Origin of the sequence: Sphingobium sp. 15-1 (assembly GCF_013375535.1) — a bacterium.
Lineage (GTDB): Bacteria > Pseudomonadota > Alphaproteobacteria > Sphingomonadales > Sphingomonadaceae > Sphingobium > Sphingobium aromaticivastans.
Window position 1 is genome coordinate 296,159 of the sequence record NZ_JABXJG010000001.1, and the last position, 25,589, is coordinate 321,747.

The following is a 25,589-nucleotide window of genomic DNA, read 5'->3' on the forward strand; positions in this document are numbered from 1 at the left end:
ATGTGAAGGGTATAGTTCAGTCGTATGAGTGACAGCAAGGAAGACAAGCCGGTTCTGGGCCGCAAGCCGCTGGGGATCAAGCGCACGGTCGAGTCCGGTCAGGTGCAGCAGCAGTTCAGCCATGGCCGCAAGAATACGGTCGTGGTTGAGGTGAAGCGGCGCCGCATCCTGGGCAAGCCGGGCGAAGCCGGTCACGCTGCGCCTGAGCCGCAGGCCGATCCCACGCCCGCGCCCGCCGCCGCTCCGGCAGCGCCCGCGCCCGCGCCGCAGCAGACTCGCGCGCCGCAGCCCGCCGCCCCTGCGCGCCCGGCCCCGCCGCAGAGCCTGATGTCGCGTCAGGAATTGCAGGCGAAGCTGCTGCGCGAGGCGGAAGAAGCCCGCATGACCGCGCTGGAAGACGCCCGCCGCCGCGAGGACGCCCAGCGCCTCGCCGCGACCGAGGAGGAAAAGCGCCGCGCCGAGGAAAATCGCGTGGCCGCCGAAGCCGCCGAGGTGGAGGCTGCGCGCCAGGTCGAGGAACAGGCCAGGGCCGCCGAGGATGCCGCCAAGGCCCCCGCCGCGCCGGAACCAGCCGCCGAGGCCGCCCCCACGGCCGAGGATGCGGCGCCCGCCGCCGAGCAGAAGCCGGCCGTGACGACCGGCGCCATGCCGCCGCCGCGCCGTTTCACGCCGGTCGCGCCGGTCAAGCGCCCCGAACCGGCCAAGCCCGATCGCGCCAAGCGCGGCGACGACAATCGCCGCCAGGCCGGCAAGCTGACCGTCACCCGCGCTTTGTCAGATGACGACAGCGCCCGCGCCCGCAGCCTTGCGGCGCTTAAGCGCGCCCGCGAAAAGGAACGCCGCGCCCATTATTCCGGTGGTAGCCAGCCCCGCGAAAAGCAGAGCCGCGACGTGGTGGTGCCGGAAAGCATCACCGTTCAGGAACTCGCCAACCGCATGGCCGAAAAGGGCGCGGACTTGGTGAAGGCCCTGTTCAAGATGGGCACCGCCGTCACGCTCAACCAGCCGATCGATCAGGATACGGCGGAGCTGCTGGTCGAGGAATTCGGCCACCGCATCCAGCGCGTGTCCGACGCCGACGTCGAAATCGGCATGGACGGCGAGGTCGACGCGCCCGAAACGCTGAAGCCTCGCGCGCCGGTCGTGACCATCATGGGCCATGTCGACCACGGCAAGACCTCGCTGCTCGACGCGTTGCGCGGGACCGATGTGGTCGCGGGCGAAAGCGGCGGCATTACCCAGCATATCGGCGCCTATCAGGTGACGACCAAGTCGGGCGACGTCATCACCTTCCTCGACACGCCGGGCCACGAGGCCTTCTCGGAAATGCGTGCGCGCGGCGCCAACGTCACCGACATCGTCATCCTGGTGGTGGCGGCCGATGACGGGCTGATGCCGCAGACCATCGAAGCCATCAACCACACCAAGGCGGCTGGCGTCCCGATGATCGTGGCGATCAACAAGTGCGACAAGCCCGAAGCCAATCCGCAGAAGGTGCGCGAGCGCCTGCTGAGCGAGGAAATCGTGGTCGAGGATATGGGCGGCGACGTCCAGGACGTGGAGGTTTCCGCGCTCAAGAAGACGGGTCTGGACGAGCTGATCGAGAAGATTCTGCTCCAGGCCGAAGTCATGGAACTGACCGCCAACCCCGATCGCCAGGCCGAAGGCAATGTGATTGAGGCGCAGCTCGACAAGGGCCGCGGCGCTGTCGCCACCGTGCTGGTCCGCAAGGGCACGCTGAAGGTGGGCGACACCTTCGTCATCGGCGCCGAAAGCGGCAAGGTTCGCGCCCTCATCAACGACAAGGGCCAGAATGTGAAGACCGCTGGTCCCTCGACCCCGGTCGAGGTTCTGGGTCTGTCGGGCGTTCCGCTGGCGGGCGATCAGCTCACCGTGGTCGAGAATGAGGCCCGCGCCCGCGAAGTCGCCGCCTACCGTCAGGAACAAGCGACCAAGAAGCGCACCACGGCCGCCCCGACCAGCTTTGAACATATGTTCTCGGCACTGAACACCACCGTCATCGAATATCCGGTGGTGGTGAAGGGCGACGTGCAGGGGTCCGTCGAAGCGATCGTGTCGTCGCTGAACCGCATCTCGACCGACGAGATCAAGGTCCGCATCCTGCATTCGGGCGTCGGCGCGATCACCGAAAGCGACGTCACGCTGGCCGCCGCCAGCCGCGCGCCGCTGATCGGCTTCAATGTCCGTCCCAACGCCAAGGCGCGTCAGTTGGCGGAGCGCGAGAAGATCTCGCTGCGCTACTATGACGTGATCTACGACCTGCTCGAAGAGGTTCGCGGCGAAATGGCGGGCCAGCTCGCGCCGGAACGCATCGAAACCATCGTCGGCCGCGCCGAGGTGCTTCAGGTCTTCCCGGCGGGCAAGAAGGACAAGGCGGCAGGGCTCCTCGTCCTCGACGGCATCATCCGCAAGGGTCTGTCGGCGCGCCTTACCCGCGACGACGTCATCGTGTCGCGCACCCACATCGCCTCGCTCCGCCGCTTCAAGGACGACGTTTCCGAAGTCCGCGCCGGCATGGAGTGCGGTGCGGTCCTTCAGGACACGAACGACATCAAGCCCGGCGACACGCTGGAACTGTTCGAGGTCGAGGAACGCGCCCGCACGCTCTAACACAGTCAAAGTCCCCCTCCCGCAAGCGGGAGGGGTTAGGGGTGGGCGCGAGCGAAGCGAGCCTCGGGCCTGGCCCCAGAAGCGATTGCCACCGCAGTCGCACCCACCCCGGTTTTGGGTAAACAGCGCCTTGCGCTGTTTAGGTCAAGCCGGGGGCTTGACCGACCCAAAACACCCTCCCGCCCGCGGGAGGGGGGAGATTTAGGCTATGGCCCAACAATCCGAAGGCCCCTCCGTCCGCCTCCTCCGCGTGGGCGAACAGGTGCGCCATGTCCTGTCCGACATCCTCCAGCGCGGCGACGTGCATGATGACGTCCTCGCCAATCATGTGGTGAGCGTCACCGAAGTCCGCATGTCCCCCGACCTGCGCCATGCGACCGTCTTCATCAAATCGCTGCTCGGCCAGGATGAAGAGGCGGTGCTGAAGGCGCTGCGCACGAACACCGCCTATCTCCAGCGCGAAGTCGCGACCCGCGTCCGCCTGAAATATGCTGCCAGGCTCAAATTCCTCGCGGATGAGAGCTTCGACGAAGGCAGCCATATCGACAAGCTGCTCCGCGACCCCAAGGTCGCCCCAGATCTGGAGCAGCCCGAGGGCGAGGACGAATAAGCGCGCCGCTTCCCTAATCTGGCAAGCGGTGCAAGCTAATGTAGGAATCTAAGGCGCGTGGAGATTTGGCCTGAGATGGCCACTCTCAGCCATTAAGCGCGCGGTGCTCCTGCGAAGGCAGGAGCCCAGTCCCGCCCTATAATGGATCATCGCACCGTCTGAACTGGACTCTCGCGAGCCACTCGTCTCGTTCGAGTGCCTTCGCAGGAGCACGGCGTGGCCTAGGGAGAGGGCCGCACTCAGACTATCCGCTCTCCGCCCAATTTTCCGTCTCGAAGCCAAACTCCCATACATCATCCCATATTTATAACCTTAATTCGCACCGCCTCTCGGATCATGGAAGCATCTTCACCCTTCTATCCCATCGACGCGACGGCGCAGCCCGGCTAACAGCGTCTCTCCCGCAGGCAAGGCAAGGGGCAGGGCTGATGAAAAGAACCGGCATAGTCGCAACCGCGCTTTTGGCCCTGGCCACGCCCGCCGCCGCCAAGGAAGCGCCGGTCCACCCCGCCGTCACCACCGATCCGGCTCCCGACGCCGCCTATCCCGCCGGCATGAGCGCCTTCACCATCCCCTCGGAAGACGGCGCGCTCAACGCGGTCCTCTACACCGCCGCCGGTTCGGGCCTTCACCCGACTTTGCTCCTCCTCCACGGCTTCCCCGGCAATGAGCAGAATCTCGATCTCGCCCAGGCCGCCCGCCGCGCCGGATGGAATGTCCTGACCCTCCACTATCGCGGCTCCTGGGGCAGCCCCGGCAGCTTCTCCTTCACCCACGCCTCGGAAGATGCGTGGAACGCGTTGCAATATCTTCAGCAATCCGCCGCCGTCGCCAAATATCGCATCGACACCAGCGCCATCGTGGTCGTGGGCCACAGCATGGGCGGCTTCATGGCCGCCGATGTCGCCGCCGCCGAACCCCGTGTCGCTGGCCTGTTCCTGATCGACCCGTGGGACCCGGCCGAAACCGTCGCCGCCCTCTCGACCCCGCAGGGCGAGGCCGCCTGGAAAGCCGAAGTCGCCAGCGACCTGCCACCCCTGCAAGGCGCCAGCTATGACAGCCTGACTGCCGAAATCCGGGGCAAGACCGAGAAATTCGACCTTGGCCGTCAATTGGTCGGCTATGGCCGCCGCCCGCTCACCATCATCGGGGCGGAGCGCGGCATCGGCGCCATGGCGCGCAAGGTCACTGCCGACGCGCAGTCCGCCAATCCGGACACGCGGCTGATGGTCTGGCCGACCGACCACAGCTTCTCCGACAAGCGCATCGCCCTGGCCGACGCGCTGGTCCGCTTCCTCAAGCAGATCGCGCCTCTGGCGCGTTGAAAGCCACGCCGATGGCCAAGCTCTATTTCTATTATAGCTCGATGAATGCGGGCAAATCGACGACCCTGCTGCAATCCAGCTTCAACTATCGCGAGCGCGGCATGCAAACCATGCTCTGGACCGCCGCGATCGATGACCGCTACGGCCAGGGCCGGATCGTCTCGCGCATCGGGCTGGAGGCCCAGGCGCATCTGTTCGGCGCCGATACCGATCTGTTCGCCGCCATTGCCGTCCAGCACGGGCTGACGGCCCTGTCCTGCGTGCTGATCGATGAAGCGCAATTTTTGAGCGAAGATCAGGTGTGGCAGCTTGCGGCGGTGTGCGACCGGCTCAGCATTCCGGTGCTCTGCTATGGCATCCGCACGGATTTCCAGGGGCAATTATTCGGCGGCAGCGCGGCGTTGCTCGGCCTGGCCGACACGCTGACCGAGATCAAGACGATCTGCGATTGCGGGCGCAAGGCGATCATGAACCTGCGCGTCGATGCGCAGGGGCGCCCGATCCGCGAAGGCGAGCAGACCGAAATCGGCGGCAATGACCGTTATGTCGCGCTCTGCCGCCGCCATTTCGTGGAACGGCGCTCCGGCCATTGACCCGTTGTCAGATGCCGTGCGGCCCAACAAGGGCTGACAACAGGCCATCGGACGGCTAGAGCGCGCCGCCATGCACGGCTGGATCATCCTCGACAAACCCCATGGCCTTGGTTCCACCCAGGCGGTGAGCGCGGTGAAGCGCGCGCTGCGCCAGAGTGGCGCGGGCAAGTGGAAGGTCGGCCATGGCGGCACGCTCGATCCCCTGGCGACCGGCGTGCTGCCGGTGGCGATCGGGGAAGCGACCAAGCTTGCCGGACGGATGCTGGACAGCGACAAGATCTACGATTTCACCATAGGCTTCGGCGTCCAGACCGATACGCTGGACCTGGAAGGCAAGGAAATCGCCACCAGCGACCATCGCCCGACGCTGTCGGATGTGGAGGCGATATTGCCCCGCTTCACAGGCCCGATCGAGCAGGCTCCCCCGGCTTATTCCGCCATCCTGATCGACGGTCAACGCGCCTACGACCTCGCCCGCAAGGGGGAGGAGGTCGAGATGAAGAGGCGGAGCGTGACGATCCATGACCTCACCCTATCCTCGCCCCAGGGGCTAGCGAAGCCTGGAGAGGAGGATGGCAGAGCAGAGATCAACGAAATCACCCTCCGCGCCCATGTTTCCAAGGGCACCTATATCCGCTCCCTCGCCCGCGACATCGCGCTCGCGCTGGGCACGGTCGGCCATGTCACCATGCTCCGCCGCGTCAAGGCCGGTCCTTTCACCCTGGAATCCGCGATTTCGCTGGACAAATTGGACGAAGCTGCTAGGGGCGGCGGCTTCGGTGGTCTTATGCTGCCGTTGACCGCAGGGCTGGACGACATCCCGGCTCTTGCAGTCTCTCCCGATGAAGCGCTGGCTCTCCGACAGGGGAAGGTGCTGGTCGGGAAACCGCATACCGGTCTCATGCTGGCGATGGAGGGTGATGTGCCCGTCGCGCTGGTGGAGTCCAGTGGCCCAGAAACCCTTAGGGAAATCCGGGTGGTGCGCGGCTTCAATCTCTAGATGTTATGAAAGGAAGCCGATGTCGATTACTGCTGAGCGCAAGGAAGCGCTGATCAAGGAACATGCCCGCGCCGAAGGCGACACCGGTTCGCCGGAAGTCCAGGTTGCGATCCTTTCGGAGCGCATTTCGAACCTGACCGAGCATTTCAAGGGTCACCACAAGGATAACCACAGCCGTCGCGGCCTGCTGATGCTGGTCAACAAGCGCCGTTCGCTGCTGGACTATCTGAAGAAGAAGGATGGGGCGCGGTACACCGACCTCATCGCCAAGCTGGGCCTGCGTAAGTAAGTCTGCTAAAGAAGGGACGGCCCCCCAGCGGGGCCGTTTCCGATTCTGGGGTTTGGAGCTGCCGTGCTCCTGCGTAGGCAGGAGCCCAGTTCCAAGGTCCGAACTGGGTTCCTGCGTTGGCTATCGCCGCCCTTCGGGTCGCAGGAACACGATGCTGGGGAGGTTGTGCAATCCGGCGCAATCCCTCGAAACCGGAGCCACACGATGCTCCGAAACCGCCGCGTGCCGGATAGCGCGCAACACAGGCCCCGCCCGGCAATAGGGCCAGGCGGGCGAAGGAAAAAACCAATGTTCGATGTAAAGAAGGTATCAATCGAGCTGGGCGGCAAGACCCTCACGCTCGAAACCGGCCGTATTGCGCGTCAGGCCGACGCCGCCGTGCTGGCGACCTATGGCGAGACGGTGGTGCTGTGCGCCGTGACCGCCGCCAAGTCGGTGAAGGAAGGACAGGATTTCTTCCCGCTGACCGTCCACTATCAGGAAAAATATTCGGCCGCCGGTCGCATTCCGGGCGGCTTCTTCAAGCGTGAGCGTGGCGCGACGGAAAAGGAAACGCTGGTTTCCCGCCTGATCGACCGTCCGGTCCGCCCGCTGTTCCCCGAAGGTTTCTACAACGAAATCAACGTCATCGCTCAGGTTCTGAGCTTCGATGGCGAAAGCGAGCCGGACATCGTCGCGATGATCGCCGCTTCGGCCGCGCTGACCCTGTCGGGCGTTCCCTTCCTTGGCCCGATCGGCGCTGCCCGCGTCGGCTACAAGGATGGCGAATATCAGCTCAATCCGTCGCTGGACGAAGTGAAGACCGGCGAACTCGACCTGGTCGTCGCCGCCACCGGCAATGCCGTGATGATGGTCGAATCCGAAGCCAAGGAACTGTCGGAAGACGTCATGCTCGGCGCCGTCCTGTTCGCCCACGAAGCCAGCAAGAAGATCGTCAACGCGATCATCGACCTCGCTGAAAAGGCCGCGAAGGACCCGTGGGACGTCGCCAAGGGCGATGATCTGGATGACCTCAAGAAGAAGCTCAAGAAGCTGATCGGCAAGGACATCACCGCCGCCTACAAGCTGACCGACAAGTCGGCCCGCTCCAACGCGCTCAACGAAGCCCGCGCCAAGGCGAAGGCCCAGTTCGCGGCCGACGGCCTCGATGCCCAGACCGTCATGGCCGGCATCAAGCTCACCAAGAAGCTGGAAGCCGAAATCGTCCGCGGCGCCATCCTGAAGGACGGCAAGCGCATCGACGGCCGCACCACGACGCAGATCCGCCCGATCGAGGCGATGGTCGGCTTCCTGCCGCGTACCCATGGTTCGGCCCTGTTCACCCGTGGCGAGACGCAGTCGATCTGCACCACCACGCTGGGCACCAAGGACGCCGAGCAGATGATCGACGGCCTGACCGGCGTTCATTATGAAAGCTTCATGCTGCACTATAACTTCCCGCCCTATTCGGTCGGTGAAGTCGGTCGCTTCGGCGCGCCGGGCCGTCGCGAAGTCGGCCATGGCAAGCTGGCATGGCGCGCGCTGCACCCGGTCCTGCCGACCAAGGACGAGTTCCCCTACACCATCCGCGTTCTGTCCGACATCACCGAGTCCAACGGCTCGTCCTCGATGGCGACGGTCTGCGGCGGTTCGCTCTCGATGATGGACGCGGGCGTTCCGCTGAAGCGTCCGGTGTCGGGCATCGCCATGGGCCTGATCCTGGAAGGCTCCAAATTCGCTGTCCTCAGCGACATTCTGGGCGACGAGGATCATCTGGGCGACATGGACTTCAAGGTGGCCGGTACCGAAGCGGGCATCACCACCATGCAGATGGACATCAAGGTTGCCGGCATCACGCAGGAAATCTTCGAAGTCGCGCTGCGTCAGGCCAAGGAAGGCCGCGCCCATATCCTGGGTGAGATGAGCAAGGCGCTGTCCTCGACCCGCACCGAATTGTCGGCGCACGCCCCGCGCATCGAGACGATCCAGATCGACAAGTCGAAGATCCGCGACGTCATCGGCACCGGCGGCAAGGTCATCCGTGAGATCGTCGCGGAAACCGGCGCCAAGGTCGATATCGACGACGAGGGCATCATCAAGATCAGCTCGTCCGACATCGCCCAGATCGAAGCCGCCAAGAAGTGGATTCTCGGCATCGTCGAGGAAGCGGAAGTCGGCAAGATCTACACCGGCAAGGTCGTCAACATCGTCGACTTCGGTGCGTTCGTGAATTTCATGGGCGGCAAGGACGGCCTCGTCCACGTCTCCGAAATGAAGAATGAGCGCGTCGAAAAGCCGACCGATGTCGTCTCCGAAGGCCAGGAAGTGAAGGTCAAGGTCCTCGAGATCGACCCGCGCGGCAAGGTTCGCCTGTCGATGCGCGTCGTCGATCAGGAAACCGGCGAGGAGCTGGAGGACACCCGTCCGCCGCGCGAACCCCGCGAACCCCGTGGTGATCGCGGCGAAGGTCGTGGGGATCGGGGCGATCGCGGCCGTGGCCCGCGCCGTGACGGCGGCGATCGTGGCGGACGCGGTGGCGACAGGGGCGGCGATCGCGGCCCGCGCCGTGACCGTGGCCCGCGCAGCGAAGGCCGTGGTAATGGGGGCGGGGACGATGATGGCGGCAACGCCGGCCTGCCCGACTTCCTGACCCAGGACTGATCGCGGCCGCATAGGTCGGAAGGAAAAGGGGCGTCCGGATCATCCGGGCGCCCTTTTTCGATGAGTCGACCCTTTTCCTGATTTCCATCAATTGGCAGCGGTGGAAGTTATGATATTGTAACAAAGGGTTCGGGGGGACAGATGCAGCGCAGGAACGAAAGATTCGTGGAGCGCCTGCCGCTTGTCCTGCGACGGCCCTGGCAAGCCTATGTCCTGACCACGGCCTTCTGCCTGACTGCGCTCGCGATCCGCAGCGCGGCGGAAATCGCCATGCCAGTCGGCTATCCCTTCGTTTCCTTCTTCCCCGCCGTCATCCTGTCGTCCTTCCTGTTCGGCGTGCGGCCGGGCATCTATGCGGGCGTGCTTTGCGGCCTGCTGTCCTGGTATTTCTTCATTCCGCCGCGCATGGACTTCTCCTTCCATCCCAGCGTGATCGTCGCGCTATGCTTCTACGGCGCCGTCGTCGCGGTCGACATCGCCCTGATCCATCTGATGCAGAAGGCGAATTTCAACCTGGCGGTGGAGCGCGAACGCAGCCGCGTCCTGGCGGAAAACCGCGAATTGCTGTTCCACGAACTCCAGCATCGCGTATCCAACAATCTCCAGGTGGTGGCCGCCATGCTCTCGCTCCAGCGGCGCCATGTCGATCATGATCTGGCTCGCCGCGCGCTGGACGACGCCTCGGCCCGGCTGGCGCTGGTCGGCCGCATCAGCCGCGCCCTCTACAACCCATCGGGCGAGGGCCAGAATATCCGCGCCTTCCTGATGACATTGACCGCCGATGTGGTGGAGGCGAGCGGCCGCGATGACATCGCCCTGCACATCGACGCGCCGGAAGACCTGATTCTCGAACCCGACATCGCCGTGCCGCTGGCCCTGATCGTCACGGAAGCGGTCAACAACGCGATCGAACATGGCCTGCCGCACCGCCCCGGCAGCATCCATATCGGCCTGAACGTCGCGGACGGCGCGATCACCCTGGACGTCACCGACGATGGCAAGGGACTCGCGGCCGATTTCGACCCCGGCTTCAACCAGAGCCTGGGCCTTCGGATTTCCAACGCGCTGGCGGAGCAGTTGAACGGGCGCTTCTCGCTCCGTTCCTCGGCGCGGGGCGGCGCGACGGCCCGGCTGGACCTGCCCGGCCGCGCATAGTGACCCCCTCCCACCATTCTGCCGCTTGGCGAGGCGCATTCGCTCGGCTATGACCCGGCCATGCTGACGAAAACCATGACGCGCATCGGCGCGGCTACCGCACCGCTTCTGCTTGCCGCACTTCTCGCCGGATGTGCCACGTCGAAGAACAAGGCTGACACCCAATATGTCGCGCGCGACGTGTCCACGCTCTATAATGCGGGCAAATACCGGCTGGATCGCGGCCAATACAAGCTCGCCGCCGCCCTGTTCGACGAGGTGGAGCGCCAGCACCCCTATTCGCCCTGGGCGCGCCGGGCGCAGCTCATGTCCGCCTTCAGCTATTATATGAACAAGGATTATCCGGAATCGATCGGCGCGGCGCAGCGCTTCCTGTCGATCCACACCGGCAACAAGGACGCGCCCTACGCTTATTATCTGATCGCCCTCTGCTATTATGAGCAGATTGCCGACGTCACCCGCGACCAGAAGATCACGAGCCAAGCGCTGGACGCGCTGGGCGAGCTGATCCGCCGCTATCCCGACACGCGCTATGCCGCCGATGCCCGGTTGAAGCTCGACCTCGTCAACGACCACCTTGCCGGCAAGGAGATGGAGATCGGCCGCTTCTACCAGCGCCGTGGCCAGTGGCTGGCCGCCACGCTGCGCTTCCGCACGGTGATCGACAAATATCAGACGACCACCCACACCCCCGAGGCGCTGGAGCGTCTGGTGGAAAGCTATCTCTCGCTCGGCATCCCCGCCGAAGCGCAGAAGGCGGCCGCCGTGCTGGGCAAGAATTATCCGGGTTCGAAATGGTATGAGCGCAGCTACAAGCTGATGCGCGAACATCCCAATAAAGCATAATCTGGTCCCCCTCCCGCAAGCGGGAGGGGTTAGGGGTGGGCCGCGAGCGAAGCGAGCGTTCCGCCCTAGCGTTGAAAGAAGCGCCGCTGGCGCGGTGCACCCACCCCCGGCCCCTCCCGCCTGCGGGAGGGGGGAGTCGCTCGCCTTTGCTGACTGCCCTGTCCATCCGCAACGTCGTGCTGATCGAGGCGCTAGACCTGGATTTCGGGTCCGGCCTCGGCGTGCTGACCGGCGAGACCGGGGCGGGCAAGTCGATCCTGCTCGATTCGCTCGGCCTCGCGCTGGGCGCCCGCGCCGACAGCGGCCTCGTCCGTACCGGAGAGGCGCAGGCCAGCGTCACCGCCACGTTCGAGGCGCCCCGCACCGATCACCGCGCAACCGACCTGCTGGCGGACAATGGCATCGACCTGGAACCGGGCGAGCCGCTCATCATCCGTCGCACGGTCAAGGCCGACGGCGGCAGCCGCGCCTTCGTCAACGACCAGGCTTGCTCAGCGGCGCTGCTGCGCGACCTTGGCAGCGCGCTGGTCGAAATCCACGGCCAGCATGACGATCGCGGCCTGCTCAACCCGCGTGGCCATCGCGCCTTGCTCGATGCCTATGGCCGCTGCGATGCGGGCGCGGTCGCCCACGCCTATCACGCCTGGCGCGCCGCCGCCGACCGCCTCGCGGAAAGCCGCGCCAGCGTCGAAAGCGCCGCCCGCGACCGCGATTACCTGACCCATGCGGTGGAAGAACTCACCCGCTTCGTGCCCGAACCCGGCGAGGAAGCGATGCTGGCCGAAGAGCGCGCCACCATGCAGAAGGGCGCGCGCCTCTCCGACGACCTCTCCGCCGTCACCGAATGCTTCACCGGCTCCGACGGCGGGCTCGCCCAATTGCGCCAGGCCGCCCGCCGCCTCGACCGCATCGTCGGTGAATATGAACCGCTGGCCGAAGTCCTCGCCGCCCTCGACCGCGCCGTGATCGAGGCGAGCGAAGCCGAGGACCGCCTCAACGAAGCCGCCGAAGCGCTCAGCTTCGATCCCGCCCGGCTCGACGCCATAGAGACCCGCCTGTTCGACCTGCGCGGCCTCGCCCGCAAACATCAGGTCCAGCCCGACGATCTCGCCGCCCTGCGCGACGACATGGCCGCGAAACTGGCCGCAATCGAAGGCGGAGAGGAACATCTCGCCGCCCTCGAAGCCGAGGTGAAGGGCAGGGCCGCCGCCTATCGCACCGCCGCCCAGGCCCTCTCCGCCGAACGCCAAATGGCGGCCGGAAAGCTCGACGCCGCCGTCGCCGCCGAACTCGCCCCGCTGAAGCTGGACGCCGCCCGCTTCCGCACCGTGGTCGCGCCGCAGGAGGAGGGGCAATGGGGCGCCCACGGCATGGACCGGGTGGAATTCGAAATCTCCACCAACCCCGGCGCGCCCTTCGCCCCGCTGGTCAAGATCGCCAGCGGTGGCGAACTGTCCCGCTTCATCCTCGCGCTCAAGGTCGCGCTGGCGGAGCAGGGCGGCGCGGACACGCTGATCTTCGACGAGATCGACCGCGGGGTAGGGGGCGCCGTCGCCTCCGCCATCGGGGAGCGCCTGTCCCGCCTGTCGCGGACCAACCAGATCCTCGTCGTCACTCACAGCCCGCAAGTGGCGGCACGCGGCGCAGACCATATGCTGATCGCCAAATCGAGCGACGGCACCGTCACCCGCACTGGCGTCCATGCGCTCAGCGACGGCGAACGCCGCGAGGAAATCGCCCGCATGCTCTCCGGCGCGGAGATCACGGCGGAAGCGCGCGCCCAGGCGGAAAGGCTGCTGGAGAAAGTGTAGGAGGCGACTGATGAGCGCACACAAAAAATCCTCCCCACCGACAGATGGGGAGGGGGAGCAGCCAAAGGCTGGTGGAGGGGAAAATGCGCAACGCTCCCCCACGTCCCTCAACCGCCGCGACATGCTCACCCTGACCGCCGCCAGCCTCGCAACCAGCGCCATCCCCGCCGCCGCGCAGGAGGCAAAACCCAAATTCGGCCTTATAGGCCAGATGCTCGCTCAGCCCGGCCAACGCGAAGAACTGCTCGGCACTCTCCGGGAAGCGACCGGCGCCATGCCCGGCTGCCTTTCCTACGTCATCGCGCTCGACACGGCCAATCCCGACGCCCTCTGGATCACCGAAGTCTGGGACAGCCGCGAAAGCCATATGGCCTCGCTCAAGCTCCCCGCCGTCCGGGCCGCCATCGCCAAGGCCCGCCCGATCATCGCCGGCTTCCCCCAGCGTTTCGAAACCGTGCCCGTCGCGGGGGTCTGACATGCAACACCGCCAGAATTGACGCTACCCGGCGGCAAAGCTGGGCGCTAAAGACAGCGCATGACCGATCCCACGCAAATGACCGAAGCCGAAGCCGCCAACCGCCTGATGCGCCTGGCGCGGGAGATCACGCGCCACAACCGCCTCTATCACGATCAGGACGAGCCGGAGATCGCGGACGCCGATTATGACGCGCTGGTCCGCGAGAATAACGCGCTGGAAGCCGCCTTCCCGCACCTTATCCGCAGCGATTCCCCCAACGCCCAGGTCGGCGCCGCGCCCACCTCCGCGCTCAGGAAGGTCCAGCACGCCGCCCGCATGATGAGTCTCGACAACGGCTTTTCAGACGAGGACATTGCCGAATTCATCGCCCGCGTCCGCCGCTTCCTCGCGCTCCCCGAAGACGCTCCCGTTGCGCTCACCGCCGAACCCAAGATCGACGGCCTGTCCTGCTCGCTGCGCTATGAGAGAGGCGAACTGGTCCTCGCCGCCACGCGGGGCGACGGCACGACCGGCGAGGACGTTACCGCCAATGTCCGCACCATCCCCGACATCCCGCAGCGCCTGACCGGCGAAGCCATCCCCGACCTGTTCGAAGTCCGCGGCGAAGTCTACATGGCCAAGGCGGATTTCGTGGCCCTCAACGCGCGCCTCGCCGCCGAAGCCGACGACCCGGAAAAGGCCCGCCAGTTCGCCAACCCCCGCAACGCCGCCGCCGGTTCGCTGCGCCAGAAGGACGCCACCGTCACCGCCAGCCGCCCCTTGCGCTTCCTCGCCCATGGCTGGGGAGAGGTCAGCGCCGTCCCCGCCGAAACCCAGCTCGGCGTCATGCAGGCGATCGCAGGCTGGGGCCTGCCCGTCTCCGACCGTCTGGCCTGCGTCGACACGCTCGAAGCCCTCATCGCCCATTATCGCGCCATCGAAGCCGCCCGCGCCGACCTGCCCTTCGACATTGACGGCGTGGTCTACAAGGTCGACCGGCTCGACTGGCAGCAACGCCTCGGCTTCGTCGCGAAGGCCCCGCGTTGGGCCATTGCCCATAAATTCCCCGCCGAACGCGCCCAGACCACGCTGGAATCCATCGACATCCAGGTCGGCCGCACCGGCAAGTTGACCCCCGTCGGCCGCCTGACCCCCGTCACCGTCGGCGGCGTCGTCGTGTCCAACGTCACCCTGCACAATGCCGATGAGATCGAGCGGCTGGGCGTCCGCCCCGGCGACCGCATCGTCGTGCAGCGCGCAGGCGACGTCATCCCGCAGGTGGTCGACAACCTCACCCGCGACGAGCCGCGCACCCCCTTCGCTTTCCCCGACCATTGCCCCGTCTGCCATTCGGAAGCGGTGCGCGAAGAGGGCGAGGTCGACATTCGCTGCACCGGCGGCCTGATCTGCGCCGCCCAGCGTTTCGAGCGGCTCCGTCATTTCGTCAGCCGCGCCGCGCTCGACATCGAAGGGCTGGGCGAAAAGAGCATAGAGGAATTTCTCGATCTCGGCTGGATCACCGAACCCGCCGACATCTTCCGGCTCAAATCCCACCGCCCGGACCTGCTGGGCCGGGAGGGCTGGAAGGAGAAATCCGTCGACAACCTCCTCGCCGCGATAGAGGCAAAACGCCGCCCCGACGCGGCGCGCCTGCTCTTTGGCCTCGGCATCCGTCATGTCGGCGCGGTGACGGCCCGCGACCTGCTGAAACGCTACACAAAGCTGGAGGCCATATATGCGCTTGCCGGGGAGATCATCGCCCTGCGCGACGCCGCCGTCGCTGCGGAGGGGGAGGAGGAAAGCCGCTTCCGCAACCGGCTCGACAAGGCGATTGCCGAACATATCGGTGTCGAGAATGTCGGATCGGCGGTCGGCCATGCACTGGCCGATTTCTTCCACGAACCGCATAATGTGGAGGTGTGGAACGACCTTTTGAGCGAAGTCGCGCCGCCCGACTATGTGGTCGAAACCACCGCCAGCGCGGTGACGGGTAAAACCGTCGTCTTCACGGGCAAGCTCGAAACCATGAGCCGCGACGAAGCCAAGGCGCAAGCCGAAAGGCTGGGCGCCAAGGCCGCCGGTTCCGTCAGCGCCAAGACCGACCTGGTGGTCGCCGGTCCCGGCGCGGGCTCGAAGCTGAAACAGGCGGCGGCGCTAGGCATAGAAGTGATCGACGAAGCCGCCTGGGCGGAGATCGTCAAGGCTGCCGGGTAAGGTGCGCAGGCCAACAGTCGGCCAATTGCAGACGTTAGCCCTTCGTCACCCCGGGCTTGACCCGGGGTCCCGCTGCCTTGAGCTAGGCGCGGACGAGAGAAGAAAGCGGGACCCCGGATCAAGTCCGGGGTGACGAGGGAGCGAATGGCAGGAAACAACCCCAAAACACAACTTCAAAATCTCTCAATCATACCAGCCCGTGGACAGCCCTCTCAACCCGCCCCCTCCAGCTTATCCTGCGTCCGCGTGGCAAAATCCCCCGCATCATGCCGCTCGTGCAACTGCTCCTCCAGCGGCCCGTTCGCCTTGTTGACCATCCGCCCCCGCTTCACCGCGGGCCGCGCATCGATCTGCTCCGCCCAGCGCAGCACATTCCTATAGCTTTGCACATCGAGAAACTCCGCCGCATCATAGGCGCGGCCCAGCGCCACCCCGCCATACCAGGGCCAGATCGCCATATCCGCGATCGTATATTCATCCCCCGCAATATATTCATGCTCGGCCAGTTGCCGGTCCAGCACGTCCAACTGCCGCTTCGCCTCCATCGCATAGCGGTTGATCGCATATTCGAACTTCTCCGGCGCATAGGCGTAGAAATGCCCGAAACCCCCGCCCAGCAACGGCGCGCTGCCCATCTGCCAGAACAGCCAGTTGAGCGTCTCCGTCCGCTTGGCCGGATCGGCCGGCAGGAAAGCGCCGAATTTCTCCGCCAGATAGACCAGGATCGACCCCGACTCGAACACCCGCCGGGGCGGCGAGACGCCATGGTCCATCAGCGCCGGGATCTTGCTGTTCGGATTGACCGAAACGAAGCCGCTGCCGAACTGGTCGCCGTCTCCGATGCGGATCAGCCAGGCATTATATTCCGCATCCTTGCCCGCCTCCAGCAACTCTTCCAGCAGGATCGTCACCTTCTGCCCATTGGGCGTGGCGAGCGAATAAAGCTGCAGCGGATGCTTGCCGACCGGCAATGGCTTGTCATGGGTCGGCCCCGCGATCGGCCGGTTGATATTGGCGAAGGCGCCGCCATTCTCCTTGTCCCAGGTCCAGACGCGCGGCGGGATATAGTCTTGGCTCATGCAGGCTTGCTCCGCTGATGGATCATGTCGCCTGCAGGTAGGAAGCTGCGCAGGGGACCGCAACCACCGTCCGCGTCCTATTCGTCTTGGGACGGATCGACATTCAGTTCTGGTGCGCTGCAAATGACGATTTTCCGAGCTTCCGGCGCTCATTTGCATTTGAGACGCTGCGCCGAAACCAATCTCGTGCCTCGGTTCAAGGATCGCAGAAAACCACCATTTTTCAGCTAAGCCATCTCCTGAATGTCGACCCGTCCCAATCATCAACGCATGAAAAAAAGGGCGACCCAAGGGAGGCCGCCCCTTTTCCCTTCCTTTCCCCTGGTCGAGGATCAGAACTTGAAGTTCGCCCCGACGCGGTAAGTCCGGCCGATCAGGCCCGGCAAGTGCCAAGAGGCCAGATAGTTAGGCTGCGTCGTATAGAGCGTGTTCGCATAGAGCGGCGCCCCGGCATTGGTGAAGTTGCCGATGAAGCCGAAGAAGCTGAAATTCTCGTTCACCTCCACCGTCGCGTTCAGATCGGCGTAGACGAAGGTCTTGATCTTGCAGAAGGCGGGTCCGCCGCCATAGAGCGTGGCCGCGCACGAGGTGTCCAGGTTGCCCTGATCGGTCGCGACGCCCTTCATGCTGCCGACATAATAGGTCGTCGCGGTCAGCGAGACCTTACCGACGGTCAGCGTGTTCTGCCAGTTGCCGCGCCACTTCGGCGTGCCGCCGCCCGACGAGAGATCGGCGGGGCCGACCGTGCCGGCGAAGCGTTGAACCTCGCCGCTGGCGAGGTGGCGATTGAACTTCAGCGTCGCCTGCAAATCCAGACGGCTCTGGAACCGGACATTGTCGTTGATGTCGAAATCGGCATTGGCGCCGAACTGCAGACCCGTGGTGACGTCGAAGTTCGAGTTCACATAAGGCGCGTTGACCACCAACAGACGCGGCAGCGCGTTGAGCGCGAAGGGATCGGCGCCGTCGATGACGTTGCACGAATAGCCCGCACCGACAGCGGCCACGGCGGCGCACCCAGCCGCCGAAGCCGCCGCCGCCGAGGCGAAGCTCTGGTTTGCGACCGAATAATAGGCATCGATTGCCCTACCCGCCAACGGCCCGGCCGTGATCAGTCCCTTCTTCTTCACGTGGAAATAATCGACGGTGAAGCTGATCCTTTTGGTCGGCTGGAACACAGCGCCCAGCGTGAAGCTGGTCGAGGTTTCCGGCTGGATGTCGGGATTGCCCACGAAGCCGCGACCGACCGAGTAGGTGGTGGTGTAGGTCGCATTATTGGGGTGCGCGGCGCGGAAGGCCGCGTCCGGCGTGTAGCCGACGAAGCCCGAGAAGGAGCTGCGCGGATCGATCTCGGCGAAGGTCGGGGCGCGGAAGCCCTCCGAATAGGTGCCGCGTAGCGCGATCTGCTTGATCGGGGTGAACTTCGCGCCGAACTTGGGCGAAAAGTGGCTGAAGCCTTCCGAATAATGGTCGTAGCGGCCCGATGCGTTGACTTCGAGGGAGTCGAGGATCGGGGCGTCGATTTCGAAATAGCCGGCCCAGACATCACGATTGCCATAGGCCTGTGCGGTCGAAAGGCCCGGAACGTCGAGGTTCGGGTTGGCGCTCCGGTTGGTCAGCTTCTCCTTGCGATACTGCCCGCCCACCGCGACCTGGAGGTCGCCGCCAGGCAGGGTAAACAGGCTGCGGCTGAGCGACGCATCGACGGTGAACTCGCTCGAGTTCGAGAGCGAGGTGATCGGCGGCAGCACGGAATCACGGACGGCCTGCGAATTCAGACTCGGATTGACGAAGTTGTAGGATCCGGTGTTGATCGCCTGCTTGAGGCCGTTGAGATTGGCCCAGCCCGTCTGGACGAGCTTCAGGTCGTCGCGCGAATAGCCCGCTTCCAGATTCCACTTCCAGCTGTCTCCGAACGTACCGTTGAGGCCGCTGGTGATGCGATACAGCTCGTTGGTGCGGACCGAACCCGACTTCACGTCCCCGAACAGATAGTAGATGCGCGCCGCGCCGGCTGCGGGGTTATTGGCGAAAGCAGCGGCATAGGGATTGTTCGGGTTCAGCGTGCGGCCCGGCGTTGCCGGATCGGCGCAGTTGACGCCCGATGGGCAGATCCACACGGGCAGCACGATGCCGGGGTTCGACGTCGAGGTCGACGGCGATCCGCCGAATGCCTGATTCTGCCGGATGCCGCGCGGCAACAGGGTAATGTCGACCTTGTTGTGCGAATAGCTGCCCGCGACATAGCCCTCGATATCGTCGCTCAGGCGGAAGCTGAGGCGGGCGACGCCGGCATAGCGTTCCTGCTTCGGCAGGATCTGGACATATTCGCGGGTAAGGTCATGCGCGCAGGCCGTGCCTATGCGCGACGTCGTATTCTCCGAAAAGGTGCCGTAGGGACAGTTGGCGAGCGGCGTCAGCGAAGTGAAGATCGCCGGCGACGTGGCGTTGGCGACGCTGCCTGCCAGCGGATTGTTGAGGTCGGTCTGGGTGACGCGCGTGACGACGGCGTTGGTCGTCGGGGTGGTCAGCGTGTCGTCGGCGCGGTTGTTGTCTCTGCCGCCGATGGAGGTCAGGTCCAGCGTATTGAACGGGAAGCCGCGCGAATTGGCCGTGACCTTGCCGCCCTTTTCATATTCGCCGCCGATATAGACGTTCCAACCCTGGCTGTCATAGTCGCCATAGCCGGCCAGCAGGCGCAGGCGGTATTTCTGGCCGTCGCCCTCTTGCGTGATGCCGGACTCGGCGCCGCCTTCAAGTCCCGTGAACTGCTTGCGCGTGATGATGTTCACCACGCCGCCGATCGCGTCGGCGCCGTAGGTCGACGATGCGCCGTCCTTCAGCACCTCGACCCGCTCGACATTGACCTGCGGGATGCTGGAGAGGTCGGCATAGCTATTGTGGCCGTCATCGCTGAGCGGGAAGTTCGCGGACCGCAGGCCGTCGACCAGCACGAGCGTCGAGGAAACGCCCAGATTGCGCAGCGAAACGGCGGAGCCGCCGGCCGAGAAGCCGCTGGTGAAGCCGATGCCGATCGAGCCCGCGCCATCGGCCGACGCCTGGCGGATCGCGTCGGCCATGTTGGTGACGCCCGCGCGCGTCAGCGTTTCGGCCGTGATCACGCTAACCGGTGAGGGCGTTTCCGCATTCGCGCGGGTTAGCAGCGACCCGGTGACGACGATGGTTGCACCCTCATCGGGCGCGGCGGAGTTTTGCGGCGGCGTTTGCGCAAGGGCAGGAGCCGCGGCGCTCAGGCTGGCTAGAGCAAATACGGAAAGGGCCGCGCCATCACGCAGCCGGGCGAATGTCTTCATCATAGACATCAGAATATCCCCTTTGTGGCGCGTGCCGCGGTCTGGGAATGCCGTGACATCGCGCTGACTTTTGCCGATGTCCCGGTGTTCGGGGGCGCCGGCGAAGGAATCTTGCTGTTCTGTTTTATATTCGTAAAGCAATATTCCGGCGCCATCCTCCTGACTTTGTCGCATTTTTTGCACGTAGAGGCATTTTGGCAACAGTTTGGTCATCTCCACCCGCACGGAAATCTGTTAGCGGTGCCGTCGCAGACTCCGGCGCGCCGAATTCCGGAACGGCCTAGTCAAAAAAATTGCGGGGAGGCTCTTGATCGCCGGGTTTCCCCGTCCATATGAAACGGCGCTGGCACTCCTTGATCGGGAGTGCTAACAGGCACGGGTTCATCGGGAGAAGGAGCCGGAGTCGCCGTCCATGGCGGTTCCACCTGATCCCATTCAACGTCGTAAGAGGGAAAGGCACACAACATGGCATTTCGTCCGTTGCATGACCGCGTTCTCGTCCGCCGCGTCGAGGCGGAAGAGAAGACTGCCGGCGGCATCATCATCCCCGACACCGCCAAGGAAAAGCCGCAGGAAGGCGAGATCGTCGCCGTCGGCACCGGCATCAAGGCCGAAGACGGCAAGGTGACCCCGCTGGACGTGAAGGCGGGCGACCGCGTTCTGTTCGGCAAGTGGTCGGGCACCGAGGTCAAGGTCGATGGCGAAGACCTGCTGATCATGAAGGAATCGGACATTCTGGGCGTCGTCGCGTAAAGCTGCGAACCGGAAGGCCATTCCTATTTTCCGCGATTTTCCGACACCAGCAACGGTGTGAACTTCGCAAGATTTGCAATTCTCAAGAGAGGTAAAGATCATGGCAGCGAAGGACGTAAAGTTTTCGCGTGACGCTCGTGAGCGCATCCTGCGCGGCGTCGACATCCTGGCCGACGCGGTCAAGGTGACCCTGGGCCCCAAGGGCCGCAACGTCGTCATCGACAAGAGCTTCGGCGCCCCCCGCATCACCAAGGACGGCGTCAGCGTCGCCAAGGAAATCGAACTGAAGGACAAGTTCGAGAATATGGGCGCCCAGATGGTTCGCGAAGTCGCTTCGAAGACCAACGACATCGCCGGTGACGGCACCACCACCGCGACCGTTCTGGCCCAGGCCATTGTCCGCGAAGGCATGAAGTCGGTCGCCGCCGGCATGAACCCGATGGATTTGAAGCGCGGCATCGACCTCGCCGTCGCCAAGGTCGTCGAAGACGTCAAGGCCCGCTCGAAGCCGGTTTCCGGTTCGCAGGAAGTCGCTCAGGTCGGCATCATCTCGGCCAATGGCGACGTCGAAGTCGGCCAGAAGATCGCTGAAGCGATGGAGAAGGTCGGCAAGGAAGGCGTCATCACGGTGGAAGAGGCCAAGGGTCTCGACTTCGAACTGGACGTCGTGGAAGGCATGCAGTTCGACCGCGGCTATCTGTCGCCCTACTTCATCACCAACCCGGAAAAGATGGCTGTCGAGCTGGCTGATCCGTACATCCTGATCCACGAGAAGAAGCTCTCGAACCTGCAGTCGATCCTGCCGATCCTCGAAGCCGTGGTTCAGTCGGGCCGTCCGCTGCTGATCATCGCTGAGGACATTGAAGGCGAAGCGCTGGCGACCCTGGTCGTCAACAAGCTGCGCGGCGGGCTGAAGGTCGCTGCGGTCAAGGCTCCTGGCTTCGGTGATCGCCGCAAGGCCATGCTGGAAGACATCGCCGTCCTGACCAAGGGCGAAGTGATTTCGGAAGACCTCGGCATCAAGCTTGAGAACGTCACGCTCGGCATGCTCGGCACCGCCAAGCGCATCACGATCGACAAGGACAACACCACCATCGTCGATGGCGCTGGTGATGGCGAAGCGATCAAGGGCCGCACCGAGCAGATCCGCGCGCAGATCGAGACCACCACGTCCGATTATGACCGCGAAAAGCTGCAGGAGCGTCTGGCGAAGCTGGCTGGCGGCGTGGCCGTCATCAAGGTCGGCGGCGCCACCGAAGTGGAAGTCAAGGAGCGCAAGGACCGCGTCGACGACGCGCTGCACGCGACCCGCGCAGCCGTTGAAGAAGGCATCGTCCCCGGTGGCGGCACGGCTCTGCTGTACGCGACCAAGGCTCTCGATGGCCTCAAGGGTGCGAACGACGATCAGACCCGTGGCATCGACATCATCCGCAAGGCCATCGAAGCGCCGCTGCGCCAGATCGCCCAGAATGCGGGCGTCGATGGCGCCGTTGTCGCTGGCAACCTGCTGCGCGAGAATGACGAGACCAAGGGCTTCAACGCCGCGACCGACACCTATGAAAACCTCGTCGCCGCTGGCGTGATCGACCCGACCAAGGTCGTCCGCGCCGCGCTGCAGGACGCCGCTTCGGTGGCCGGCCTGCTGATCACGACCGAGGCGACCATTGCCGAACTGCCCGCCGACGACAAGGCGCCGATGGGCATGCCCGGCGGCGGCATGGGCGGCATGGGCGGCATGGACTTCTAAGTCCTGCCCTCAAGCGAAACAGGAAGGGCCGGCGGAGCAATCCGCCGGCCTTTTCTATGCGGGTAGAGAGCGGAGTTTGATGTTCGCCCCAGGGTAAACCGTGCTTCCTGCGAAGGCAGGAGCCCAGTTCTTACGGTGCGATGGTCCACAGACGGCAGACTGGGCTCCTGCCTTCGCAGGAGCACGCTCCGCCTAATGGCTAAAATTGGCCGGAAATCGCCGTGAAAGTGATGTCGCTTTTTTGCTGTCCTACAGACATCCCGAAGGCTAGCGATCATCCCGCTGTTTGAACCGTAGACAAGCTATAGGCAAAGCGTTGGGGAAACAGCTCCCTGCCGCATCCCCATGGTGTCGCTCAAATCCACAGCAGGGACAGCAACAGAGTATCGCCTGAATTCCGAAGCGCCTCGCCAAATCTCCTTGGCCACACCGCCAGCCGTTTACTGCCGCAGCCTTTCGATCGCCTGGGCGAGCGCGACATAGAGCTTGCCCATATCCGACGACAGGATCGCGACGCCCAGGGCGTTGCCGTCGCGGGCCGACAGGATGATCCGCAGCATCGATTCGAAATCATGGATATAGCGGTTCACATGCTCCTGAAATTCAGGATCATTGTCGTAATGCAACGCGATTTCACGGGATTCCCCTGCATCCAGCAGCTTCACCGCCCGACGCGTGAAGACGCCGCGGTCCCCCTTCAGATAGGCTGACCATGCCGAATCCGTGACGTCGTTGGACAGGATCTTGGACACGTCAATTGCCGTGCTGTTCAGCGATTCGATGATCAACGCGGAGCGGCGCGCAAAATGGTCGCGGTCGCGATCTTCGGCGGCGCGTTCGGCCTCCTCGATCCGCGCCTCGACGCTGGCGCTGGTGTCCGCGATGGTCAGAAGCTGGCGGGTCAGGCGGTCGGATGCCTGGTGGGCAGCCTTCACCGCCTCCTCGGCCACCTGCGCGACCATCTCGATCTGCGCCGTGACCTTTTCCCCGATGGCGCGCTGCATCGCCTCTTCACTGGCGTCGGCCAGCGATTGGGCCGCCTCGGGAATGGCGCGGCTCAGCGCCTGGCGGGCGCGTTCGGCGGCCTGATCCGCAGTGTCCTTGACCCGGAGCAGGGCAGTGACGAGCAATGGCCCGGCCCCTTCGGTGATGCGGGTGGCGTCCTGATGCGCATTGTTGAGCGCGGTGCGCAGCTTTTCCACCAGTTCGCGATTGGCGTCGACGCCGCTCTGCGTGCTTTCCAGCCATTCGGTCAGGCGACGGCCCTGGCCGCGCAGCAATTCCTCGGCTTCCTGGGTGCGGCCCAGCAGCGCCTCGGATATGGCCTCCAGCCGCTCCATCTCGGGCGCGGCGCTGTCGAGCAGGGTACGGCTCGTCTCGATCCGCCCATTGAAGCGCTGGAGCGCCGCAGGGAAGGTCTCGTCGAGCTCGCGCACGCTGGAATCGAGCGCCAGCATCAGCGTTTCAGCGCTACCGATCAGCTTTTCGGCGGTCAGGCCCCCGGCGCCGAGCGCCGCGTCGATGCGCTGCGTTTCGACCGTCAGGCGGGAAAGCGCCTCGGTCAGCCGCTCATTGCGGGCCAGCGCGGACTGCTCCATCGCGGCGAAGCGGGATTGCGCGGAATCGACCGCGTCATCCAGGCTGCTCTGCAGGCCGAAGACCAGCGCCCGCTGCCCCTCAACCAGATCGTTGATCTGGTGCAGGCGGCTTTCGATCTCGCCCACATGATCCGCGAGATTGGTGACGGTTTCGTCGCCAATGGCCGCGATGCTGTTGCGAGAGCGGGCGATCAGCGCCTCCAGCGCCTCGGTCTGGCGGGCGACGCCATCGTCCGTCAGCCTGATGCCTTCACGCATCTGCACAATCGCCGCTTCGACCCGCTGGCGCAGCTCGGCCTCGACGGCTTCGCCATCGCGGGACAGGGTAGAGAGCGCCGACTGGCTGGTCGCCGCGATCCCAGCCTGCGCGCTCTCGATCAGCGATTTGAGCGACAGGGCCTGCGCCGTCAGATTGGCGTCGACCGCCGCCATGGTTTCCTGCGCGCGGCCATGGGTGGTTTCCAGGCGATGCAGCACATCGATTTCGACGCGGTTCAGTTCCTGCGTCAGAAGGGCGATGACGGACTGGGTGGTCTCCGCAATATCCGTCTTGGTGCGATCGGTCAGGCCGCTCAGCACGACGGATTTCTGCTCGATGTCGAGCCAGCTTTCCTCCATCGCCTTGCGCGCGCTTTGCGTCGTCGCTTCGATCCGGCCCGACGCGACGTCGGCCAGGCCCGTCACTTCCTGCGTGGCGGAGCGGGTGGCTTCCTGTAGATGGGTGAGTTGGCCCGAAAGGCTCTTGGTTGCGGAAAGCGTGCGGGCGCGGGCGTCGTCCGACAGTTCGCCCAGCGCGTGCAGCCGCGCCTCCAGCATGTCGATACGCTCCGACAGCGCATGGCCATTGTCCATGATCTGCGCCGACATGCGGGTTGCGCGGTCCTCCAGCTCGGGGATGGAGGCGATCAGCGTTTCCATCCGCTGGACCAGGGCAAGGCCGGCGCGTTCGGCGGCTTCGGCGCGTTCGGCGGTGCTGTTGGCGCGGCCCGCGATCAGTTCGGCCGATGCCTCCATATTGCTGCTGGCGGCGGCGCCATAGCTGTCGAGCAGCTCTGCCTGATCCTGCATGGTCTGGCGCGCCGTCTCCAACTGCCCTGCGATTCGGCCAAGGCGCAGCTCCAACAGTTCCGCCTCGGTCCTGAGCGCCCGGGCGGTATCGAGATAGCGGCGCGCTTCGCTGCGGCTGTTCCGCAGCAGCAGCAGATAGCAGACGCCGAGCAGGATCAGCGGCACCAGGACCGTCGCGACCAGGCCCGGCCAAGCCGCCGGCCCCGCGCGCCATTGCCCGGACGATAGCGTCGCCCAGCCGGCAAAGCCGATCCAGGCAATGGCCCCGGCGAGCAGCGCGCCCTGGACGCCGCGCGCCCCGCGCTCCGCATGTTCCGCGGGGACGCCTTCGTCCTCCAGATCCAGAACGGCCTGTTTCAAAAGCAAGGCGTCGTCTGCCTGCGCCGTGTCATCGGTCGCTGCGTCCTTGTCCCGCCAAAATTCGACGATTGTGCTGCCCCCATTCATGACGCCTATCCT

At 64.9% G+C, this 25,589-nt stretch carries 18 protein-coding genes; 15 read left to right on the plus strand and 3 right to left on the minus strand.

The features are described 5' to 3' along the window. The first annotated feature begins 24 nt into the window (after positions 1 to 24). From infB to ligA, 12 genes are all read left to right on the plus strand, one after another. Positions 25 to 2,631, plus strand: coding sequence for a translation initiation factor IF-2 (gene infB / locus HUK72_RS01365; RefSeq protein WP_176595193.1), 2,607 nt, complete (start codon positions 25 to 27; stop codon positions 2,629 to 2,631). Positions 2,632 to 2,839: 208 nt separating this feature from the next. After that, a complete protein-coding gene (gene rbfA, locus HUK72_RS01370; protein ID WP_176595194.1) occupies positions 2,840 to 3,241 on the plus strand; it encodes a 30S ribosome-binding factor RbfA in 402 nt (133 codons plus the stop codon). Positions 3,242 to 3,669: 428 nt separating this feature from the next. Then, entirely contained in the window at positions 3,670 to 4,566 is an 897-nt protein-coding gene (locus tag HUK72_RS01375) for an alpha/beta hydrolase (protein WP_176595195.1), read from the plus strand. An 11-nt stretch (positions 4,567 to 4,577) separates the two neighbouring features. Then, on the plus strand, positions 4,578 to 5,159 hold the full coding sequence (locus HUK72_RS01380; protein ID WP_176595196.1) for a thymidine kinase: 582 nt from the start codon (positions 4,578 to 4,580) through the stop codon (positions 5,157 to 5,159). 70 nt (positions 5,160 to 5,229) lie between these two features. Continuing rightward, positions 5,230 to 6,159: a tRNA pseudouridine(55) synthase TruB gene (gene truB / locus HUK72_RS01385; protein WP_176595197.1), complete on the plus strand. Its 930-nt coding sequence runs from the start codon at positions 5,230 to 5,232 to the stop codon at positions 6,157 to 6,159. Between the two features lie 19 nt (positions 6,160 to 6,178). Further along, the gene (gene rpsO / locus HUK72_RS01390) at positions 6,179 to 6,448 is read left to right on the plus strand and encodes a 30S ribosomal protein S15 (protein WP_022681215.1); all 270 of its coding nucleotides are present in this window, start codon (positions 6,179 to 6,181) and stop codon (positions 6,446 to 6,448) included. 288 nt (positions 6,449 to 6,736) lie between these two features. Next, positions 6,737 to 9,088 carry a polyribonucleotide nucleotidyltransferase gene (gene pnp, locus HUK72_RS01395; protein ID WP_176595198.1) on the plus strand — a complete coding sequence of 784 codons (2,352 nt, stop codon included), beginning with the start codon at positions 6,737 to 6,739 and terminating at the stop codon, positions 9,086 to 9,088. A 141-nt stretch (positions 9,089 to 9,229) separates the two neighbouring features. After that, positions 9,230 to 10,243 (plus strand): sensor histidine kinase, encoded by a 1,014-nt coding sequence (locus HUK72_RS01400; RefSeq protein WP_176595199.1) that lies wholly within the window; start codon positions 9,230 to 9,232, stop codon positions 10,241 to 10,243. A gap of 60 nt (positions 10,244 to 10,303) precedes the next feature. Continuing rightward, positions 10,304 to 11,089, plus strand: a complete 786-nt coding sequence (locus tag HUK72_RS01405; RefSeq protein WP_176595200.1) for an outer membrane protein assembly factor BamD — start codon at positions 10,304 to 10,306, stop codon at positions 11,087 to 11,089. A 146-nt stretch (positions 11,090 to 11,235) separates the two neighbouring features. Beyond that, the gene (recN, locus tag HUK72_RS01410) at positions 11,236 to 12,900 is read left to right on the plus strand and encodes a DNA repair protein RecN (protein WP_176595201.1); all 1,665 of its coding nucleotides are present in this window, start codon (positions 11,236 to 11,238) and stop codon (positions 12,898 to 12,900) included. Between the two features lie 121 nt (positions 12,901 to 13,021). Further along, positions 13,022 to 13,375 (plus strand): putative quinol monooxygenase, encoded by a 354-nt coding sequence (locus tag HUK72_RS01415; RefSeq protein WP_176597689.1) that lies wholly within the window; start codon positions 13,022 to 13,024, stop codon positions 13,373 to 13,375. A gap of 60 nt (positions 13,376 to 13,435) precedes the next feature. Beyond that, positions 13,436 to 15,571 (plus strand): NAD-dependent DNA ligase LigA, encoded by a 2,136-nt coding sequence (gene ligA, locus HUK72_RS01420; protein ID WP_176595202.1) that lies wholly within the window; start codon positions 13,436 to 13,438, stop codon positions 15,569 to 15,571. 212 nt (positions 15,572 to 15,783) lie between these two features. Here the strand turns inward: ligA and yghU are convergent, their stop codons facing one another. Both yghU and HUK72_RS01430 read right to left on the minus strand, forming a co-directional pair. Then, positions 15,784 to 16,650, minus strand: coding sequence for a glutathione-dependent disulfide-bond oxidoreductase (gene yghU, locus HUK72_RS01425; protein ID WP_176595203.1), 867 nt, complete (start codon positions 16,648 to 16,650; stop codon positions 15,784 to 15,786). A 332-nt stretch (positions 16,651 to 16,982) separates the two neighbouring features. Next, on the minus strand, positions 16,983 to 19,973 hold the full coding sequence (locus HUK72_RS01430) for a TonB-dependent siderophore receptor (protein ID WP_176595204.1): 2,991 nt from the start codon (positions 19,971 to 19,973) through the stop codon (positions 16,983 to 16,985). Positions 19,974 to 19,988: 15 nt separating this feature from the next. Between HUK72_RS01430 and HUK72_RS26965 the strand changes: the two genes are divergently transcribed. From HUK72_RS26965 to groL, 3 genes are all read left to right on the plus strand, one after another. Then, a complete protein-coding gene (locus HUK72_RS26965; protein WP_218035889.1) occupies positions 19,989 to 20,300 on the plus strand; it encodes a hypothetical protein in 312 nt (103 codons plus the stop codon). 129 nt (positions 20,301 to 20,429) lie between these two features. Further along, complete coding sequence (gene groES / locus HUK72_RS01435; RefSeq protein WP_066558920.1) at positions 20,430 to 20,717, plus strand: co-chaperone GroES; 288 nt, start codon at positions 20,430 to 20,432, stop codon at positions 20,715 to 20,717. A gap of 100 nt (positions 20,718 to 20,817) precedes the next feature. After that, positions 20,818 to 22,464 carry a chaperonin GroEL gene (gene groL / locus HUK72_RS01440; RefSeq protein ID WP_176595205.1) on the plus strand — a complete coding sequence of 549 codons (1,647 nt, stop codon included), beginning with the start codon at positions 20,818 to 20,820 and terminating at the stop codon, positions 22,462 to 22,464. 440 nt (positions 22,465 to 22,904) lie between these two features. Here groL and HUK72_RS01445 read toward each other — a convergent pair whose 3' ends face one another. Beyond that, positions 22,905 to 25,577: a hypothetical protein gene (locus HUK72_RS01445; protein ID WP_176595206.1), complete on the minus strand. Its 2,673-nt coding sequence runs from the start codon at positions 25,575 to 25,577 to the stop codon at positions 22,905 to 22,907. Between the last annotated feature and the right edge of the window lie 12 nt (positions 25,578 to 25,589).

Coding starts and splice junctions, on each gene's coding strand:
- infB (WP_176595193.1), top strand. CDS start 25: ATGAGTGACAGCAAGGAAGACAAGCCGGTTCTGGGCCGCAAGCCGCTG.
- rbfA (WP_176595194.1), top strand. CDS start 2,840: ATGGCCCAACAATCCGAAGGCCCCTCCGTCCGCCTCCTCCGCGTGGGC.
- HUK72_RS01375 (WP_176595195.1), top strand. CDS start 3,670: ATGAAAAGAACCGGCATAGTCGCAACCGCGCTTTTGGCCCTGGCCACG.
- HUK72_RS01380 (WP_176595196.1), top strand. CDS start 4,578: ATGGCCAAGCTCTATTTCTATTATAGCTCGATGAATGCGGGCAAATCG.
- truB (WP_176595197.1), top strand. CDS start 5,230: ATGCACGGCTGGATCATCCTCGACAAACCCCATGGCCTTGGTTCCACC.
- rpsO (WP_022681215.1), top strand. CDS start 6,179: ATGTCGATTACTGCTGAGCGCAAGGAAGCGCTGATCAAGGAACATGCC.
- pnp (WP_176595198.1), top strand. CDS start 6,737: ATGTTCGATGTAAAGAAGGTATCAATCGAGCTGGGCGGCAAGACCCTC.
- HUK72_RS01400 (WP_176595199.1), top strand. CDS start 9,230: ATGCAGCGCAGGAACGAAAGATTCGTGGAGCGCCTGCCGCTTGTCCTG.
- HUK72_RS01405 (WP_176595200.1), top strand. CDS start 10,304: ATGCTGACGAAAACCATGACGCGCATCGGCGCGGCTACCGCACCGCTT.
- HUK72_RS01415 (WP_176597689.1), top strand. CDS start 13,022: ATGCTCACCCTGACCGCCGCCAGCCTCGCAACCAGCGCCATCCCCGCC.
- ligA (WP_176595202.1), top strand. CDS start 13,436: ATGACCGATCCCACGCAAATGACCGAAGCCGAAGCCGCCAACCGCCTG.
- yghU (WP_176595203.1), bottom strand. CDS start 16,650: ATGAGCCAAGACTATATCCCGCCGCGCGTCTGGACCTGGGACAAGGAG.
- HUK72_RS01430 (WP_176595204.1), bottom strand. CDS start 19,973: ATGTCTATGATGAAGACATTCGCCCGGCTGCGTGATGGCGCGGCCCTT.
- groES (WP_066558920.1), top strand. CDS start 20,430: ATGGCATTTCGTCCGTTGCATGACCGCGTTCTCGTCCGCCGCGTCGAG.
- groL (WP_176595205.1), top strand. CDS start 20,818: ATGGCAGCGAAGGACGTAAAGTTTTCGCGTGACGCTCGTGAGCGCATC.
- HUK72_RS01445 (WP_176595206.1), bottom strand. CDS start 25,577: ATGAATGGGGGCAGCACAATCGTCGAATTTTGGCGGGACAAGGACGCA.